Genomic DNA, 16,275 nt, shown 5'->3' with positions numbered 1-16,275 from the left:
AAATCTTTTTTACATACACCCCTTGCAACGGGCCAGACGGTGCCCCATCTAGACAATGTAAACAGTTTTTACATCAACCCGGAGACCACACATGACCGCATTGTCAGACCCCGCCGCCCCTGAAAATCCGGGATGGCTTTACCGAACCGAAGCCTGGTTGGACAGCAAAGGCAAAGGTGCCTGGATTGCCGCCATGGTCCTTGGCTTTATCTTCTTTTGGCCCATCGGCCTGGCTTTTCTGGCCTACATGATCTGGAGCAAACGCATGTTCAGCAAATCCTGCAGCCGTCGTTCTTCGTGGAACAGCCACATGAGCGCAATGAAACCTTCGGGCAACAGCGCCTTTGACGCCTACAAGGCCGACACGCTGGCACGGCTGGAGCGTGAGCAGAAAGATTTCGAGGCTTTCCTGCACCGGCTGCGCGAAGCCAAGGACAAGGCCGAGTTCGATCAGTTCATGGACGAGCGCGCCCGTGAAAACCATGACGAAACGGATAACGGCGAACGCGTCTGATCCAATCTTGCCCTGTCCCGCAATTCGGGACAGGGTGTTCCCAATTACCTATCCGGAAAACCAGAAATGACTCACCTGCCCGACCCAGACAGTCAGCCAGAATTCTATCAATCCGTGGCGACCAAGCGGTTTGTCGCATGGCTGTTTGACATCGCCTTCATCTCGCTGCTGTGCACGGTGGCGCTTTTCCTGACCCTTGGCCTGGGCTTTTTCATCCTCGCGCTGATCTACGCGGTTGTCAGCTTTGTCTACCGTGTCGTAACCATCGCCAACGGGTCTGCAACGCTTGGGATGCAGTTCATGGGGATCGAGTTGCGCGACTCGTTTGGTGAACGGATGGATACCGGCAAAGCCGTAGCCCACACCGCCGGGTATTTCGTCAGCATGGCCTTTCCGGTGCTCCAGATCATCTCGGTCATCATGATGCTGACCAGCGCCCGGTGTCAGGGCCTGACCGACGCGTTCCTTGGTACCGTCATGATCAATCAGCGCGCCTGAAACCGCGCTTGCGCGAAACACTTGGCGGGGTCCAAAACCGTTGCTATCATCGCCCGAGGGAAACACGGGACCTTCATGCGACACACGCTGCCTATCGCGCCACAATTCTATGTGACGGCACCCCAACCCTGCCCTTATCTTGAGGGCAGGATGGAACGTAAGCTGTTCACCGCCCTGCAGGGCGAAGGCGCAGATCAGCTGAACAACAGCCTGTCACAACAGGGATTTAGACGCTCGCAGAATGTGCTCTATCGCCCGTCTTGCACCGATTGTTCGGCCTGCCTGTCGGCACGGATCGACGTGTCGGAATTTCGCCCCGGCAAAAGCCAGAAACGTGTTCTGAAACGCAACGCATACCTAAAGCGCCGGGCAACCTCGCCCTGGGCAACGGATGAACAATTCGACCTTTTCCGTAAATATCTGGACGCACGTCACGCCGATGGCGGGATGGCCGACATGGATGTTTTTGAATTCGCCGCGATGATCGAGGAAACCCCGATCCGCAGCCGCGTGGTGGAATATACCGACCCGGAAACCGAGGCCCTGATCGCCGTCAGCCTGACCGATGTGCTCGATGACGGGCTGAGCATGGTCTACTCCTTCTACGACCCGACGAAGCAACAGGATTCATTGGGCACATATATGATCCTCGATCATATCGAGATCGCGCGAGAGGCCGGACTGCCATTCGTCTATCTTGGATATTGGGTCCCCGGCAGTCAAAAAATGGGGTATAAAGCCAAGTTTTCCGGCTTTCAGGCTTACCTTTTTGGTGAATGGCAGACCATCAAAGACCCTGATCGGTTCAGCGAGGCTGTGCATCACCCGCTATCCTCCCCACCCATCGCCGAACAGGTTGCGAATATCCAGTTGCCGGATCGTCACCCAACCAAGGGATAACGCGCCATGCGGCAGAGCCTTCATGCCGTGACTCTGGTCGTGCCCGATTATGACGCCGCGATTTCGTTTTATACCGAAGTTCTCAACTTTACCCTCACCCAGGACATTGATCTGGGCGGTGGCAAACGATGGGTTCGTGTTACGCCACCCGGTTCTGACGGATCCTCTTTGTTGCTGGCCAAAGCGGTTGACGAAAACCAGACCGCATCAATCGGGAACCAGACCGGAGGGCGCGTTGGCTTCTTTCTGGAAACCGACGATTTCCGTCGCGACCATGCAGCCATGCTGGAAGCAGGCGTAGGATTCGAAGAAGCACCGCGCCGCGAACCCTATGGTACGGTTGCTGTCTGGCGTGATCCGTTCGGCAACCGCTGGGATTTGATCGAGTTTTCATAGCGTTATTCGATTTTTCTAAGCGAGAGCGTGAAAGAGCCTTTGACCACCTCCGGCCAATCGCCCAAACATGCGGCAATTTTGACCAGCCTGCATAAATATTAGGCAGTTGAAAACTGACGTTACGTCACCAGATTAGTCTGACTTCTTGATACTCAAACCAGTTCTGAGGCCTGCGGCCATCTAACGCTCTGCAGGGGCTGGTATTTTTATTGCTGCGACGGGCTTCCCACCGTTGCAGAGGTTCTGAAGGAGGGGAAAATGGTAAACGTCGCACGCCGACTGGTCTCGGCCTCATTGACGACCCAGATCCTGATCGCGCTGGCCCTCGGGTCCGTGTTTGGTCTGGTTTTGAACTATCTCGATATCGCCGCCCTGAACGCATCCCTTGTACACGGGGCGCTATCGATGCTTGGGCAAATGTTCCTGAATGCGCTGCAAATGTTGGTTGTGCCGCTTGTCGTATTCTCGCTGCTTTGCGGGGTTGTCGGAATTGGCGACGTCAAACTGTTGGGCCGCGTCGGCGGCATGACTTTCGTCACCTATCTGGCCACCACCGCACTGGCCGTGACCACCGCACTGGTTTTCGCCAGCCTGATCGGCCCCGGCAAAGGGTTCGAAAGCATGTATCTGGTCGGAGATGGCGTGACTGTCGCCAATCCGCAGACCACCTGGGAGATCTTGGCGAACATCATTCCCAAGAATCCTATCAATGCGCTGGCCAATGGCGAAATGCTGCAGATCATCTTCTACGTGATGGTCGTCGGTATCGCAGTTCTGATGATGGGCAGCCGCGCCAAAGCGTTTGTCGAAGGTTGCGAGTTCATGAATGAACTGGCGATGAAAATCGTCAAGATCGTCATGGCCTTCGCCCCCATCGGCGTCTTCAGCCTGATCGCCAAGACCTTCGCGATGGAAGGCTTTGGCCTCTTTGGCCCCGTGATCGGGTATCTGACCACGATCAGCCTGACGCTGGTATTCCACCTCTGCGTCACGCTGATGGCCCTGCTCTATTTCACCACCGGCCTCAACCCGCGCACCTTTCTGCGCAAGATGCGTTCGGCTCAGGTATTTGCGTTCTCGACCTCAAGTTCGAATGCGACGATCCCGGCCAGCCTGCAATGCGTAACGCAGCGTGTCGGCGTCGATCGCTCGGTCGCTTCGTTCGGTATCCCGCTGGGGGCGACGATCAACATGGATGGCACAGCGATCATGCATGGTGTCGCCACCGTGTTCCTGGCCAACGCCTATGGCATGGATCTGGGGCTGAGCGGCTATATGACCGTGATCTCGATCTCGGTTCTGGCCTCGATCGGAACCGCAGGTGTGCCGGGCGTGGGTATCGTGATGCTGGCAATGGTTCTGAACCAGTTGGGTATGCCGCTTGAGGGCATCGGGATCATCCTTGCCGTCGACCGTATCCTCGACATGATGCGGACCGTGGTAAACGTCACCGGCGACGCGGTCGTGACGACCATCGTCGGACAGAAAGTTGGCAAGCTGGACAAGGCTGTGTTTAATGACCCGCAGGCTGGCACCTTCGACAGCTCAGACCTTGAGATCGACCATAATGTCGAACAGGAGTTTGCCAGGCTGACACATTCGCAGCCACAGACCTGAAACAAATAAGGAGGCCCCGCGGGGCCTCCTTCACGTTAAATCCGTCGATCAGTTCGGGATCAGATCAGGAACAATCGTCACGATTGTCGGGAAGAACCACAGGATCGCAATCCCCACCACCTGAATGATCACGAACGGAACGATCCCTCGGTAGATATGCCCTGTCGTGACCTCTTTCGGCGCAACGCCTCGCAGATAGAACAGCGCAAACCCGAACGGTGGCGTCAGGAACGAGGTCTGCAGGTTCACGGCCACCATGATCGTCACCCATTTCGGATCAAACGAACCGCCGTAGATCACCGGGCCGACAATCGGGATAACGATGTAGATGATTTCGAGGAAATCCAGCACGAAGCCCAGAATGAACAACACCAGCATCACGATCAGGAAGACCGTAAACTCGTTGTCAAAGCTGCGCAGGAACTGCTGGATATAGTGCTCGCCCCCGAATGAGATCACCACAAGGTTCAACAGCTGCGAGCCGATCAGAATCGTAAACACCATCGAGGTCACTTTGGCCGTCTCGCGCACGACTGGCGTCAGAACCCCGCTTGAGAACAGCACCCAGCAGCCAAACAACAGGCCAAACAGCGCGTACAGATAGGCCGAATAGGCGATGATGAACGCAATCCAGCTTTCAACCGAGACGTCGCCCTGATTGACGCGCAGGTCAAAGTTCACGCCCATCAGCAGGGAAATGATCACGGCAAGAGTTGACCAGATGATCACCCTGCCTGACCGACCCTGATCCTGAAGCTTACGATAAGCCGCCAGCATGATGGCCCCGCCTGCACCCAAAGCCGCAGCGGGCGTCGGGTTGGTTACACCACCAAGGATCGAACCCAGCACCGCAATGATCAGAACCAGCGGCGGGAAAACAACACGGATCAGATCATTGGTGGCGCAGCGCGCTGCCGCCTCTTTGCAGCCATAGATGGCCAGCGCAAAGGGCACGGCAAGCAACAGGAACGTTGCACCGGACGAGGTTGTAGGCGCGATCAGCAGCATATCGACCAGCAACATCAGCACCAGACCAATGGCGCCAACGATCAGCGGTTGCGGCGTGCGCGACGGCGCGATGCCGCGACCAAACACCAGTGTCAGGCCCAGCAGCACGACCATCACGGCAACGCCATTTCCAATCGGGGCCGCATTGGCAATCTTGGCTTCTTGCGCAGCGGCCAGTTCTTCCTCGGTCAGGCGCTCGGAACTGGCGGCACCGCCCGCGTCGTCAATCGCTTTTTGCTCGGCAACGGCCTGATCCCAGGCGGACTGTCCGTGCAGTTCGATCATCGATGCCTTGCATTCCTCGGATACGTTAGTGCGCAGCGAAGCGCCCTGCCCGATATCCGAGAACGCCGAGACCGAGATGTTCTGGCTGCCGATCACACCCGCGCTGCCAAGCAGCACCGCGCCAACGATCAGCGCAACCGGGGCGCCCAGCAGCCATGTCAGACCCTCGGACCGGGTGATGGTTTCACCCGTCCCGCCCGACAACTCAACTGCCGGTGCCTTGTCCGGGTTCAGCAGCGCATAGCCAAAGGCATAAAGCGCATAGAGCAGCGCCAGCATGATCCCCGGCAGCAACGCCGCCTGGAACAGCGTTCCGACCGAGACAACAGCCGGTTCGCCCAGATAGGTCAACGCATCGGTACACCCGGCCTCAACCGCGCGGGTTTCCTGCGCGGTTGAATACAGATCACCGGCAAGCGTACCCAGCAGAACGATCACGATCGAGGGCGGAATGATCTGCCCCAGCGTGCCCGAGGCCGCGATTACACCAGTCGCCAGTTCCGGGGAATAGTTGTTGCGCAGCATGGTCGGTAGCGCCAGCAGACCCATAGTTACAACCGTCGCGCCCACGATCCCTGTCGAGGCAGCAAGGAACGCGCCCACAACGACAATCGAAACCGCCAGACCACCGGGCAGCGGACCAAACACGCGCGCCATCGTGGTCAACAGATCGTTTGCGATCTTCGAGCGTTCCAGCGTAATGCCCATCAGCACGAACATCAGAACGGCCAGCAAGGTTTCGATGGATTGCCCGGCCAAAACACGCTCGTTCATGCGGTTGACGATGAACGACACGTTGCGGTCCAGCGCGGTTTCCCAGCCCTGCACAAACACCGGCTCGCCTATCCTGGGCAATTCCGGGTATCGGAACACGGATATGACATCCGGTTTCACCCCGGAATTCACAAGATCCCGATAGGCCTGCGATCCGGTATCAATCGCCTGGTGAATCAACAACCCGGCGCTGTCCAAAGCGGCGATAATCCCGAAGGAAATCACTCCTGCTCCGCCGATGGCAAAGGCCACTGGAAAGCCGGATAGAATGCCTCCGAAAAGGCAGAAGAATACGATAATGAGGCCTATCTCGACGCCATCAAGTCCGAATAACATAGTCTGGGTCTCCGTCCCTAATGCGCGCCTTCATAGGCTTCTTCACCCTCGCCAAGACTGTCCTTGTCGAGGTACTTTCCAACGCTTTCCGGCCCTTCCACATATTCCAGATACGAGCGGTACAGAAACGCGATGGCGTGCAGGAACACCATGGCGGCAAAAGCAACCAGCAGGATCTTGAACAGGAAATAGGCGTTGAACCCGTTTGGGCTGAACCCGATGGTTTCCACATTCCAGCGTAGCGCGCGGGACTTGGCCACCAGCCTGTCCAGCGTGTCACTGGCCGATGGTTTCGGCACGATCAGATGCCGCCACATAAAGTACCAGCCATACATCCAAGTCAGAACGGCCATTGGCATCATGAACAGAACCGCGCCCAGCATGTCGATCACACGCTTGGTCCTGTGACTGACTCCGGCATAGATCAGATCCACGCGAACATGGCCACCCTGCACGAATGTGTAGGTGCAGCAGAGGCAGACAACCATGGCGTTATACAGTTTAAGTTCCTCGGCAAACCAACTGATATCCATCTGAAAAGGGATACCCAGGCCAAAGGACATATCAGGGCGCGTAAACACCCGTTGCATGAAGACGATAACAATCTGCTGGATCACCATGAGCAATCCCGCCCAAGCGAAGAACCGGCCCGTTGTGTTTGCAAATCCTTCCAGACCGCGCACCATACCCCACATGAAATTCCGGTAGTAAAGGCCGATTGCGGTCAGAACCAGAAACAGCGTGAAGATCACAAAGAAGAACTCGACCGAGCCGCCATAGTAGACAAAGCGCATGATCGCTTCTTTGTCGGACCAGTCCAGCCAGAGCTGCGGATGCGTGATCGCGTATCCGAAATTATAGAAGGCTTCGGCAATGTTCTGAATGAACCAAACCAGTCCATTCCACAGGGCGCCGAAGAACGAGATACCGTTTTCGTCCTGCATGTTGTCCCCAGGTCGTATCGGTTGCACGTTTGGTTATGGCGGCATGTCCTTACCGCTTATGTGCAACGTGAAAGGTCCCCCCGGCAGGCGGGGGAACCGATTGTATCGAGCGGGTTACTTAGCCGCGTACGCGGTCACGCTCGGCGGTGTAGACGCCCGATGACAGGTTGTTCCAGGCCGAAGATTCAGCCATCGACTTCATAGCGCTGTCATGGATGCGCGCGAACAGCTCGTCACCCATATACTGGTCCAGAACTTCCTGGCTGGCCTTGCCGAACGCATCCCAAACAGGCTGCGGGAATTCCATGACCTTGACGCCTGCGGCCTGCAGACGCGCCAGCGCCGCACCGTTGTTGGCCAGGAATTGCGCCAGATTCCACTGGTGGCACTCTGCTGCAGCGATCTCGATGATCTTCTGCTGTGCCGCGCTCAGGCTGTCATAAACCTCACGGTTGGTGGCCAGCGACAGGCCCGCACCCGGCTCGTGGAAGCCGGCGGTGTAGTAGGTCTTGGTGATTTCCTGGAAGCCGGCTTTTTCATCGGCCCAGGGACCGATCCACTCGGTTCCGTCAATCGCACCGGACGACAGCGCCTGATACACTTCCGACCCTGGAATATTCTGCACAGATGCGCCCAGTTTACCCAGCGCTTCACCGCCCAGACCCGGCATACGGAACTTCAGACCGTTGAAATCTTCGGGGCTGTTGATTTCTTTCGAGAACCAGCCGCCCGCCTGCGCGCCGGTGTTACCAGCCAGGAAGGATTTCAGGCCGAAGATTTCGCCCAGCTCATCATGCAGCTGCATACCACCTGCGTGATAGTACCAGTTCACCAGTTCCTGCGCGGTCATGCCGAACGGAACAGCGGTAAAGAACGCATAACCTGGGTGCTGACCGACAAAGTAGTAGTCTGCGGCATGATACATATCAGCCTGACCGGACGAGACAGCGTCGAACACTTCGAACGCGCCAACCAGTTCGCCGGCGGCTTTGATCTCAACGTTCAGGTTGCCATCCGACATGGTGGTGATGCTGTCGGCGCAGCGCTGCGCGCTGTCGAACACGCCAGCAAGGCCGCGGCCCCACGATGTTACCATGGTCAACGTGCGCTTGCCCTGCGCATAAGCGGGTGCTGCCAGTGTGGTGGCTGCAGCAGCCGAGCCGCCCAGTGCTGACGTTTTCAGAAACTTACGACGATCCATATGAGTGATCCTCCCCTACATATTCATTGCCCGGGTTTTCCCGGACCGATCGTTTCCAGTGCGCGCCAGCCTAGTGAAGCGCTCCTGAATGTGAATACCTACTACTACGTAGCCGGGCGTGTTTTTTGCCGCCTTCAGTGGAAAAACCGAGCGGATTTTGAGTGTTCAGCACTTGAATCCTGGCTGTCGACCGTCGCACCGCTCTTACTTTTTGCAATTTCCGCGCGGCTTGCGTATCGATTCGTTATGAAAGGTTTCCGCAACCCAATCTCGCTGACCTACGCCCAAAAGCTCTCGCTTGTGGCCGCGATCCCGTTGATCGTTGCGGTGGCGGCAATCGCGCTGCTTGTTGCTCATGAATCCCGCGCCACCGCCGAAAGCGAAATCCGGGCGCTGGAGCGCCGGTTGATTGAAGCCAAACGTGAAGAACTGCGCAACTACGTTACGCAGGCCCGCAATGGATTTGCCTATATCTATGGCCGCTCGGCCCCGGATGACGAAGATGCCAAACGGTTGGTGACACAGATTCTGTCGGCGATGATCTACGGCAAGGACGGATTTTTCTTTGTGTATGATTACGACGGCAACAATCTGGTCAGCCCGCGCCAGACCGAGTTCATCAACCGCAACTGGGAAGGTCTGACCGACAGTGACGGCACGCCCATCGTGAACGAATTCATCCGCCTCGCGCGTCAAGGCGCGGGATGGCACAATTTCATGTGGCAAAAGCCCTCGACCGGGGAAGAGGCGCAGATGATCGCCTATGTCGTGGGCCTTCAAGACTGGCGCTGGGTCGTGGGTACCGGGGTTTTCATCGACGATATCGTTGCCACCGTCGCCAACGCGCGGGCCGAGGTCGAGGCGCGGGTACAAAGGACGTTCATGTATATCGGCGCCATCGTTCTGGCGGCTGTTCTGATTGTCTTTGCATCGGGCATGTTGCTGAACTTTCGCGAGCGTCGACTGGCGGACGCCAAGCTCAAACAACTGACCCAACGCGTTTTCGACGCGCAGGAAGAGGAACGTGGCCGCGTCGCGCGCGAGCTGCATGATGGGATCAGCCAGATCCTTGTCGGCGTTCGTTACGCGCTGGACAACACGCGACGGCGGTTGTTGCGCGGCGATAAAGACGGTGCGCAAACCCCCTTGGACAAAGGCATCGAGAACCTTGGAACCGCCATTACCGAGGTGCGCCGCATCAGCCGCGATCTGCGGCCCGGCGTGCTGGACGATCTTGGGCTGGGCCCTGCCCTCAAGGCGCTGACCGACGATTTCCGCGAGCGCACCGGGATTGAGATTGAGTTTTCGACCGTGGTGTTCCGTAACAGGCTGGATCAGGACAGCAAGATTGCGCTCTACCGCATCGCCCAAGAGGCGCTGACCAATATCGAACGCCACTCCGGCGCGACCCATGTGACTATCGATCTGCGCGGTCACAAAAAAGGAGCCACAATGCGGATCACCGACAATGGTCGCGGTCTGCCCAGCGGGTCAGATCGGGTGGCGACCGGAATTGGCCTGCGAAACATGCAGGAACGCATCGAACAGCTTGACGGTTCGCTGCGAATCCTGTCCTCGCGCGGTGCACGCAGCGGCACCGTTATCGAGGTCAGCCTCCCGCTCAGCCACCTGCTGGCCCCGCAGGAAGACGCAACCCCGAAACGAAAGGCCGGTTCCTGATGCCTGATACTATCCGTGTGCTGATTGTAGATGATCACCCGATGGTCGCCGAGGGCATTCAGTCGCTTTTGGAAAGCTACGATGAGATTGACGTTGTCGGCACCTTGTCTAACGGTCAAGAGGCCGTGGATCAGACCACATATCTGCAGCCCGACGTTATCCTGATGGATCTGAACATGCCCGGTCTCGGCGGGCTGAGTGCAACCGAACTGATCCTCGAACGCCTGCCCGACACCCGCATCCTGATCCTTTCCATGCATGACAGCCCGGAATATATCTCGACCGCGCTCAGTCACGGCGCGCGGGGGTACATCCTGAAGGATGTCCCCACCGATGAGATCAAACAGGCCATAGACGCGGTGATGCGCGGCGAAAAATACCTGTGTACCGGGGCCAGCGGGTCACTGGAGCCGAAAAAGGACGATGGCCGCATCGCGCTGACAGGACGCGAACAGACGATCCTGCTGGAGCTGGCGCAGGGAAAATCCAACAAAGAGGTGGCCCAGACGCTCGATATCTCGGTCCGTACGGTCGAAACGCACCGCAAGAACATCAAGCGCAAGTTGGGCATTTCTTCCACCGCCGGCCTGACCCGCTATGCGCTGGAACATGGTATGCTGCAAGGCACTGGCCACAGCTTTTGACCGCAGCGCGGCACGCGCTGCCCGGCCCAACCGGCAGAGGCGCGCCGCAAGGCGCGTCGATAACGGGCGGGAGCGTTACGTCTTGGCGCGTGGGCTAATGTCCTGTCCGAAAAACACCAGTGTTCCATCCTCGTCGATCACATGGAATTCCCGTTGCTGATAGGGTTGATCAAACGGTGCGCGCACCCGTCCTTCGGGTAAGTCCTTCAGATTCGGCTCTAATCTCGCATAAAGTTCGTCGATGCCCTGCACGTCGATATAGAAAGACTGGTCATCCCCCAAAGGCAGCCCATCCGATCGGGGCGGGCATTCCAGCAGGCGGATCGCAACTGGCCCATTGCGAAGAAACGCATAATTGTCCTGCCTGAACCCGCAGGAAAATCCCAGCCGCTCGCAATAGAAGTCAATCTGGTTTTGCAAAGACGAACACAGGACAAAAGGCGTGAGTTGTAAAATCTCGGGCACATGAACCTCCGGTGCAATGGGTGCGGCCAGCATACACCAAGGGCCCTAATCCAGCAGCCCGTCGTTGCGAATACCCGCGCGTTCATAATGGTGCGGCAGAACCCGGCCGTAGAGTTGCCGCGTTCGCTCCACACCTCCGCACATGCCTTCAGCTTCAACAAAGGAAAAGATACCCACATAGCGTTTGCGCGCGCCTTCAACCGGCGCAACCCGGTGCAATGAGTAGCGACCCTTGAAAATCTGCAAGTCTCCGGGCTGAAGATCCAATTGCCGCACCGCACTCATGTCTCCGTCCAGAACCGAGGCGACGGCATCGAAATTCTCTTCCTCGGCACTGCGCAAATTTGGAACATACTGAAACGCGCCACCCTCTTCGCCGTTCTGAATGGCCAGGGTCACGGTGAAGTTGTTGGTGTCGAAATGCCACGGGAACCCCTGCCCCTCTTCGACCACGTTGATGATCACATCGGCCAGAGGGTCGTCATAGCGAAAGAAACGCTCGGCCGGTTGATCCAGGGCGCTTCGGATAAAGGGCAAAAAGAAAGGATCTTCATAGATCCGGCGCAGCGGTCCGGATTTGGGGAAATTGTCCGCCGGAACAAACGCGTTCGAGCGCTCGTAGAACCGTCGTATGGGATGGCCAATGCCGAACCGGGGATCGTCCTTGCTGAAATAGGCATTCGTTCGGTTGAATGACCGATGCGCCTTAGGGGCAACCTTGTCGGCCTCTTGAAGAACATGCTCAAGCCCGCTCTTGTGCACAAAGCCAGTCAGAATGGCGCAGCCTTCGCGGTCCAGATCGCGTCGAAGATCCCGGATCAGTTGTTCATAGCCCCACGAATCCGGGCGGTCGATCGGATACCGTCCAAGGTCAATCAGATCCTGCAGCATGATCCGCTCCTCATTTCCTCGGGTGTCGGAATCAGATTGTCTCAGCCTAAGAACACGATCATGCCCGTTTTGGACATTGGCGTGACGCTTTGCGACCTTGGGATTTACCTGTCTGTCAGCAGCAAATGCCGCAGAATTCGCGGAAATTCTCGTGCTGCGTCATTTTGCGCAATAAAATGTCGCAAAATTCGCGATTCAAGTTACGAAATTGAATCAATTGACTGTTGACGCCCCCGCGCGCCGCTCATAATGTCCCTGCACGCAAAGAAGGAGCCTCTGGCGATGAAAGCGCTAGTCGTAATCGTAGGAAACACGCGCATGGGCCGGTAACGGAAATCCATAATCCAACCCATGCGCCTCCGAAAAATCTCGGGGGCTTTTTTTATGCAGAACGCAAGACACATGTCGCGAACGGAGCAAAGCAGATGACAGGTGAGATGACCGGCGCAAAGATGGTGGTTCAGGCGCTCAAGGATCAGGGCGTGGACACGGTATTCGGATACCCCGGCGGCGCTGTGCTACCTATTTACGACGAGATCTTTCTGCAAAATGACATCCGCCACATTCTGGTACGCCACGAACAGGGCGCGGTTCATGCCGCCGAAGGCTATGCACGCTCGACCGGCAAGCCCGGTGTCGCGCTTGTGACGTCTGGACCGGGCGCGACCAATGCGGTGACAGGGCTGACCGATGCCCTGCTCGATTCAATCCCGATTATCGTGCTGACGGGACAGGTTCCGACCTTTATGATCGGCTCGGATGCATTTCAGGAGGCTGACACGGTTGGCATCACTCGCCCCTGCACCAAGCATAACTGGCTGGTGAAAGACACCGATACATTGGCCGAGACCATGCACGAGGCATTCCATGTCGCCATGTCGGGCCGCCCGGGGCCGGTGCTGATCGACATCCCAAAAGATGTCCAGTTCGCTACAGGTGAATATACCAAGCCCAAGCCATCGACCTCACACTATCAGCCGATTGTAAAAGGGGATCTGGAAGAGATCACCGAACTGGTTGCCGCGATCGAAACCGCGAAAAAGCCGGTATTTTACACTGGCGGGGGCGTCATCAATTCCGGCCCGGCGGCCAGCCAGTTGCTGCGCGAACTGGTGGATGGGACAGGTTTTCCCATCACCTCGACCCTGATGGGTCTGGGGGCCTATCCGGCTTCGGGTGAGAATTGGCTGGGCATGTTGGGAATGCATGGTCTCTACGAGGCCAATCTGGCGATGCATGACTGCGATCTGATGATTAATGTCGGTGCCCGGTTCGACGACCGGATCACTGGGCGGATCGATGCGTTCTCGCCCAATTCCAAGAAAGCGCATATCGATATCGATCCGTCCTCGATAAACAAGGTGATCCGGGTGGATATCCCCATCGTTGGTGACGTTGCGCATGTTCTTGAAGACATCCTTAAAGTCTGGAAGGCGCGTGGACGCAAGACTGACGCGGCAGCGGTCAAGCAATGGCAGGGGCAGATAGCCGAATGGCGCAAGGTGAACTGTCTGGCCTTCACCAACAGCGAAAAGTCGATCAAACCGCAATATGCGCTGCAGCGGCTTGAGGAACTGACCAAAAAACACGACCGCTACATCACTACCGAGGTTGGCCAGCACCAGATGTGGGCGGCGCAATATCTCGGGTTCGAAGATCCCAACCGCTGGATGACATCGGGCGGGCTGGGCACCATGGGCTATGGGTTCCCCGCCTCAATCGGCGTGCAGATGGCCCACCCTGAGGCGTTGGTGATCAACGTCGCGGGTGAAGCGTCATGGCTGATGAACATGCAAGAGATGGGCACCGCCGTGCAGTACCGCCTGCCGGTCAAACAGTTCATCCTGAACAATGAACGTCTTGGCATGGTCCGCCAGTGGCAGGAACTGCTGCATGGCGAGCGTTACTCACACAGCTGGTCCGAGGCCCTGCCCGATTTTGTAAAGCTGGCCGAGGCCTTCGGCGCCAAGGGTATCATGATCAGCGATCCCGCCGATCTGGACGACGCGATCATCGAGATGATCAACTACGACGGCCCAGTGATCTTTGACTGTCTGGTGGAGAAGCACGAGAACTGCTTCCCGATGATCCCGTCAGGCAAAGCGCATAATGAAATGCTGCTGGGTGAGGCCGAAACGCAAGGCGTGATCCAGGCCGGGGGCGCTGTGCTGGTTTGACCACTGTTGCGCCGGCCCTTGCGCCGGCGCTCTTTCAGGGGACATTCCACCGCGTTAGCCTTGGCCCGTGTCAATCGAACAGAGGACGATCATGCGTGATCTGAACACGTCAGTGCCCAAAGGTGCCTCAAGCCCCGAGGCAAATCTTGCGATCTTTGCCGGTCGCCGGGGCTGGCAGGTTGGAACGCTGGTTCCCGCGTTTGTTCTTGCCCTGTTTGTATTCTGGCTGGGATCGGTCTGGTACGAGCTTGCCACGAATGGCAGAACCGCCTTGGGTTTTGACTTCAAGGTGTTCTGGGGGGCAGCACGCCTTGCTCATCTGGGCGAACCGCTGGCAGCGTTCGATACCCAACGACTGCAGGATGTCCATCAGGCTTCGGTCGGGGATGACTGGATGCCGTGGTCATACCCACCTGCTTTTCTGGTTCTTCTACAACCGCTTGGTGCGCTGACCTATTCACAGGCCTGGGCCGTTTTCTCGCTTGTTTCCATCGTTGCGATGGCTCTGGCAGTTCGTCCATTCGCTGGCGGGATCGCTCCGGTTTGGTTGGCCTTTGCGATGCCGCCTGCCCTGCTGCCCAACCTATACATGGGTCAGACCACCGGTCTTTGGGCCGCCGGGCTGTTGGCCGCGCTGGCAGCATTTCGCGATCGTCGATACATTCTTGCGGGTTTTTTTATCGGCTTGCTAACCCTGAAACCCCAGCTAGGATTGTTAATCCCCGTTGCTTTGATTGCCTGTGGCGCTTGGCGGACGATCCTGTCTGCGACTGTCACCGCGATCATACTGTCGGTCTCTGCAACGCTTGTTGTCGGTCTCGAATACTGGACAGAAATGCGCGACATGATGGGTGTGCATTTTGAGATAATCCGGAAATATATCCCGAACAACATTCTCATGATCAGCCCTTACTCCATGCTGGCCGGTCTTGGTGTGAATGAGAAGCTGGCACTGATCCTGCAATACTCGATAACTGCGCTTGCTGCCGTCACCGTCTTTGTAGCGTGGCGCAGTCCGAAAATCGGCTTTGACCTGCGTGCTGCCATACTGATCCTGGGGATCGTGTTGTCGACACCCTATCTCTGGCACTACGAAGCCGGACTGCTTGCGCTGGCCGCCTTGTTTTTGCTGCGCGCAGGCATCCTTACGCAGCGGCCATGGGGGCTGACACTGGCGGCGGCCATGTGGATCGGTGATGCACCCATGTTCTTATATAACCTGTTCAGCTATACCGGCACATTCTCGATGCGCCTAGTATTCGCCCCCGTTCTGATACTGGCTTGCCTGGTCTGTCTTCGCGCGTTGATTACAAACCTGCGAAAGCCATCCGCACCTTCTGCTCATGATGAGGTCTTCCCATGACACCGCTAAATATCGTCAAAGGCTCTACGCGCCATTCAGCCTATAATCTGCGCCCCAACTTTTCGGACGAACAGGAACGTCACACGATTGCGTTGCTGGTCGAAAACGAACCCGGCGTTCTGGCCCGCGTGATCGGGTTGTTCTCGGGCCGGGGCTATAACATCGAAAGCCTTACTGTGGCCGAGGTTGACCATACCGGGCATCTGAGCCGCATCACCATCGTGACCACCGGTACGCCGCAGGTCATCGAACAGATCAAGGCACAATTGGGCCGGATCGTGCCCGTTCACGATGTGCACGATCTGACCGTCGAAGGCCCCTCAGTCGAGCGTGAGCTTGCCATTGTCAAAGTGGTCGGCGAAGGCGACAAGCGGGTCGAGGCGTTGCGCCTGGCGGATATTTTCCGTGCCAACGTGGTCGACAGCACGCTGAATTCCTTCATTTTCGAAATCACCGGAGCGCCCGACAAAATCGATGCCTTTGCCGATCTGATGCGCCCTCTGGGCCTGGTCGAAGTGGCCCGCACAGGCGTTGCTGCGCTGCTGCGTGGCGACTGATCCAACCCATCCCGCACCGCTCTGG

15 protein-coding genes are annotated in these 16,275 nt (G+C 57.4%); 10 read left to right on the top strand and 5 right to left on the bottom strand.

All coding sequences use genetic code 11. The features are described 5' to 3' along the window. Positions 1–91: 91 nt before the first annotated feature. The 5 genes from ACR0FG_RS00970 (at position 92) to ACR0FG_RS00950 (ending at position 3,925) form a co-directional block, all read left to right on the top strand. Positions 92–514 (top strand): DUF2852 domain-containing protein, encoded by a 423-nt coding sequence (locus tag ACR0FG_RS00970; protein ID WP_480889165.1) that lies wholly within the window; start codon positions 92–94, stop codon positions 512–514. 66 nt (positions 515–580) lie between these two features. Then, positions 581–1,012, top strand: coding sequence for an RDD family protein (locus tag ACR0FG_RS00965; RefSeq protein WP_480889164.1), 432 nt, complete (start codon positions 581–583; stop codon positions 1,010–1,012). Positions 1,013–1,087: 75 nt separating this feature from the next. Next, positions 1,088–1,912 carry an arginyltransferase gene (locus ACR0FG_RS00960; protein ID WP_480889162.1) on the top strand — a complete coding sequence of 275 codons (825 nt, stop codon included), beginning with the start codon at positions 1,088–1,090 and terminating at the stop codon, positions 1,910–1,912. Positions 1,913–1,918: 6 nt separating this feature from the next. Continuing rightward, complete coding sequence (locus ACR0FG_RS00955) at positions 1,919–2,308, top strand: VOC family protein (RefSeq protein ID WP_480889161.1); 390 nt, start codon at positions 1,919–1,921, stop codon at positions 2,306–2,308. 258 nt (positions 2,309–2,566) lie between these two features. Continuing rightward, a complete protein-coding gene (locus ACR0FG_RS00950; protein ID WP_480889160.1) occupies positions 2,567–3,925 on the top strand; it encodes a dicarboxylate/amino acid:cation symporter in 1,359 nt (452 codons plus the stop codon). A 48-nt stretch (positions 3,926–3,973) separates the two neighbouring features. Here the strand turns inward: ACR0FG_RS00950 and ACR0FG_RS00945 are convergent, their stop codons facing one another. From ACR0FG_RS00945 to ACR0FG_RS00935, 3 genes are all read right to left on the bottom strand, one after another. Further along, a complete protein-coding gene (locus ACR0FG_RS00945) occupies positions 3,974–6,328 on the bottom strand; it encodes a TRAP transporter large permease subunit (protein ID WP_480889158.1) in 2,355 nt (784 codons plus the stop codon). 17 nt (positions 6,329–6,345) lie between these two features. Beyond that, positions 6,346–7,272: a TRAP transporter small permease subunit gene (locus tag ACR0FG_RS00940; protein WP_480889157.1), complete on the bottom strand. Its 927-nt coding sequence runs from the start codon at positions 7,270–7,272 to the stop codon at positions 6,346–6,348. 118 nt (positions 7,273–7,390) lie between these two features. Continuing rightward, on the bottom strand, positions 7,391–8,473 hold the full coding sequence (locus ACR0FG_RS00935) for a TRAP transporter substrate-binding protein (RefSeq protein ID WP_170569931.1): 1,083 nt from the start codon (positions 8,471–8,473) through the stop codon (positions 7,391–7,393). A gap of 246 nt (positions 8,474–8,719) precedes the next feature. Here ACR0FG_RS00935 and ACR0FG_RS00930 point away from each other — a divergent pair, with 246 nt between their 5' ends. Continuing rightward, positions 8,720–10,153: a cache domain-containing protein gene (locus ACR0FG_RS00930; protein ID WP_480889156.1), complete on the top strand. Its 1,434-nt coding sequence runs from the start codon at positions 8,720–8,722 to the stop codon at positions 10,151–10,153. Beyond that, the gene (locus ACR0FG_RS00925; RefSeq protein ID WP_170714941.1) at positions 10,153–10,797 is read left to right on the top strand and encodes a response regulator transcription factor; all 645 of its coding nucleotides are present in this window, start codon (positions 10,153–10,155) and stop codon (positions 10,795–10,797) included. The genes ACR0FG_RS00930 and ACR0FG_RS00925 overlap by 1 nt, the downstream gene beginning before the upstream one ends. A gap of 75 nt (positions 10,798–10,872) precedes the next feature. Here ACR0FG_RS00925 and ACR0FG_RS00920 read toward each other — a convergent pair whose 3' ends face one another. Both ACR0FG_RS00920 and ACR0FG_RS00915 read right to left on the bottom strand, forming a co-directional pair. After that, positions 10,873–11,262: a bleomycin resistance protein gene (locus ACR0FG_RS00920; RefSeq protein WP_480889155.1), complete on the bottom strand. Its 390-nt coding sequence runs from the start codon at positions 11,260–11,262 to the stop codon at positions 10,873–10,875. Positions 11,263–11,307: 45 nt separating this feature from the next. Next, positions 11,308–12,153, bottom strand: a complete 846-nt coding sequence (locus ACR0FG_RS00915; RefSeq protein WP_480889154.1) for a HalD/BesD family halogenase — start codon at positions 12,151–12,153, stop codon at positions 11,308–11,310. 425 nt (positions 12,154–12,578) lie between these two features. On the opposite strand from ACR0FG_RS00915, the gene ACR0FG_RS00910 reads away from it, so the two are divergent. The 3 genes from ACR0FG_RS00910 (at position 12,579) to ilvN (ending at position 16,250) form a co-directional block, all read left to right on the top strand. After that, positions 12,579–14,330 carry an acetolactate synthase 3 large subunit gene (locus ACR0FG_RS00910; protein WP_480889152.1) on the top strand — a complete coding sequence of 584 codons (1,752 nt, stop codon included), beginning with the start codon at positions 12,579–12,581 and terminating at the stop codon, positions 14,328–14,330. A gap of 91 nt (positions 14,331–14,421) precedes the next feature. Continuing rightward, positions 14,422–15,693 carry a glycosyltransferase family 87 protein gene (locus ACR0FG_RS00905; RefSeq protein WP_480889150.1) on the top strand — a complete coding sequence of 424 codons (1,272 nt, stop codon included), beginning with the start codon at positions 14,422–14,424 and terminating at the stop codon, positions 15,691–15,693. Continuing rightward, positions 15,690–16,250: an acetolactate synthase small subunit gene (gene ilvN / locus ACR0FG_RS00900; RefSeq protein WP_170714954.1), complete on the top strand. Its 561-nt coding sequence runs from the start codon at positions 15,690–15,692 to the stop codon at positions 16,248–16,250. Before ACR0FG_RS00905 ends, ilvN begins: the two co-directional genes overlap by 4 nt. Positions 16,251–16,275: the final 25 nt, after the last annotated feature.

This window comes from Ruegeria sp. E1 (assembly GCF_056534225.1).
Note: the sequence above shows the minus strand (reverse complement) of the source record. Positions and strands in the feature narration are given on the sequence as shown.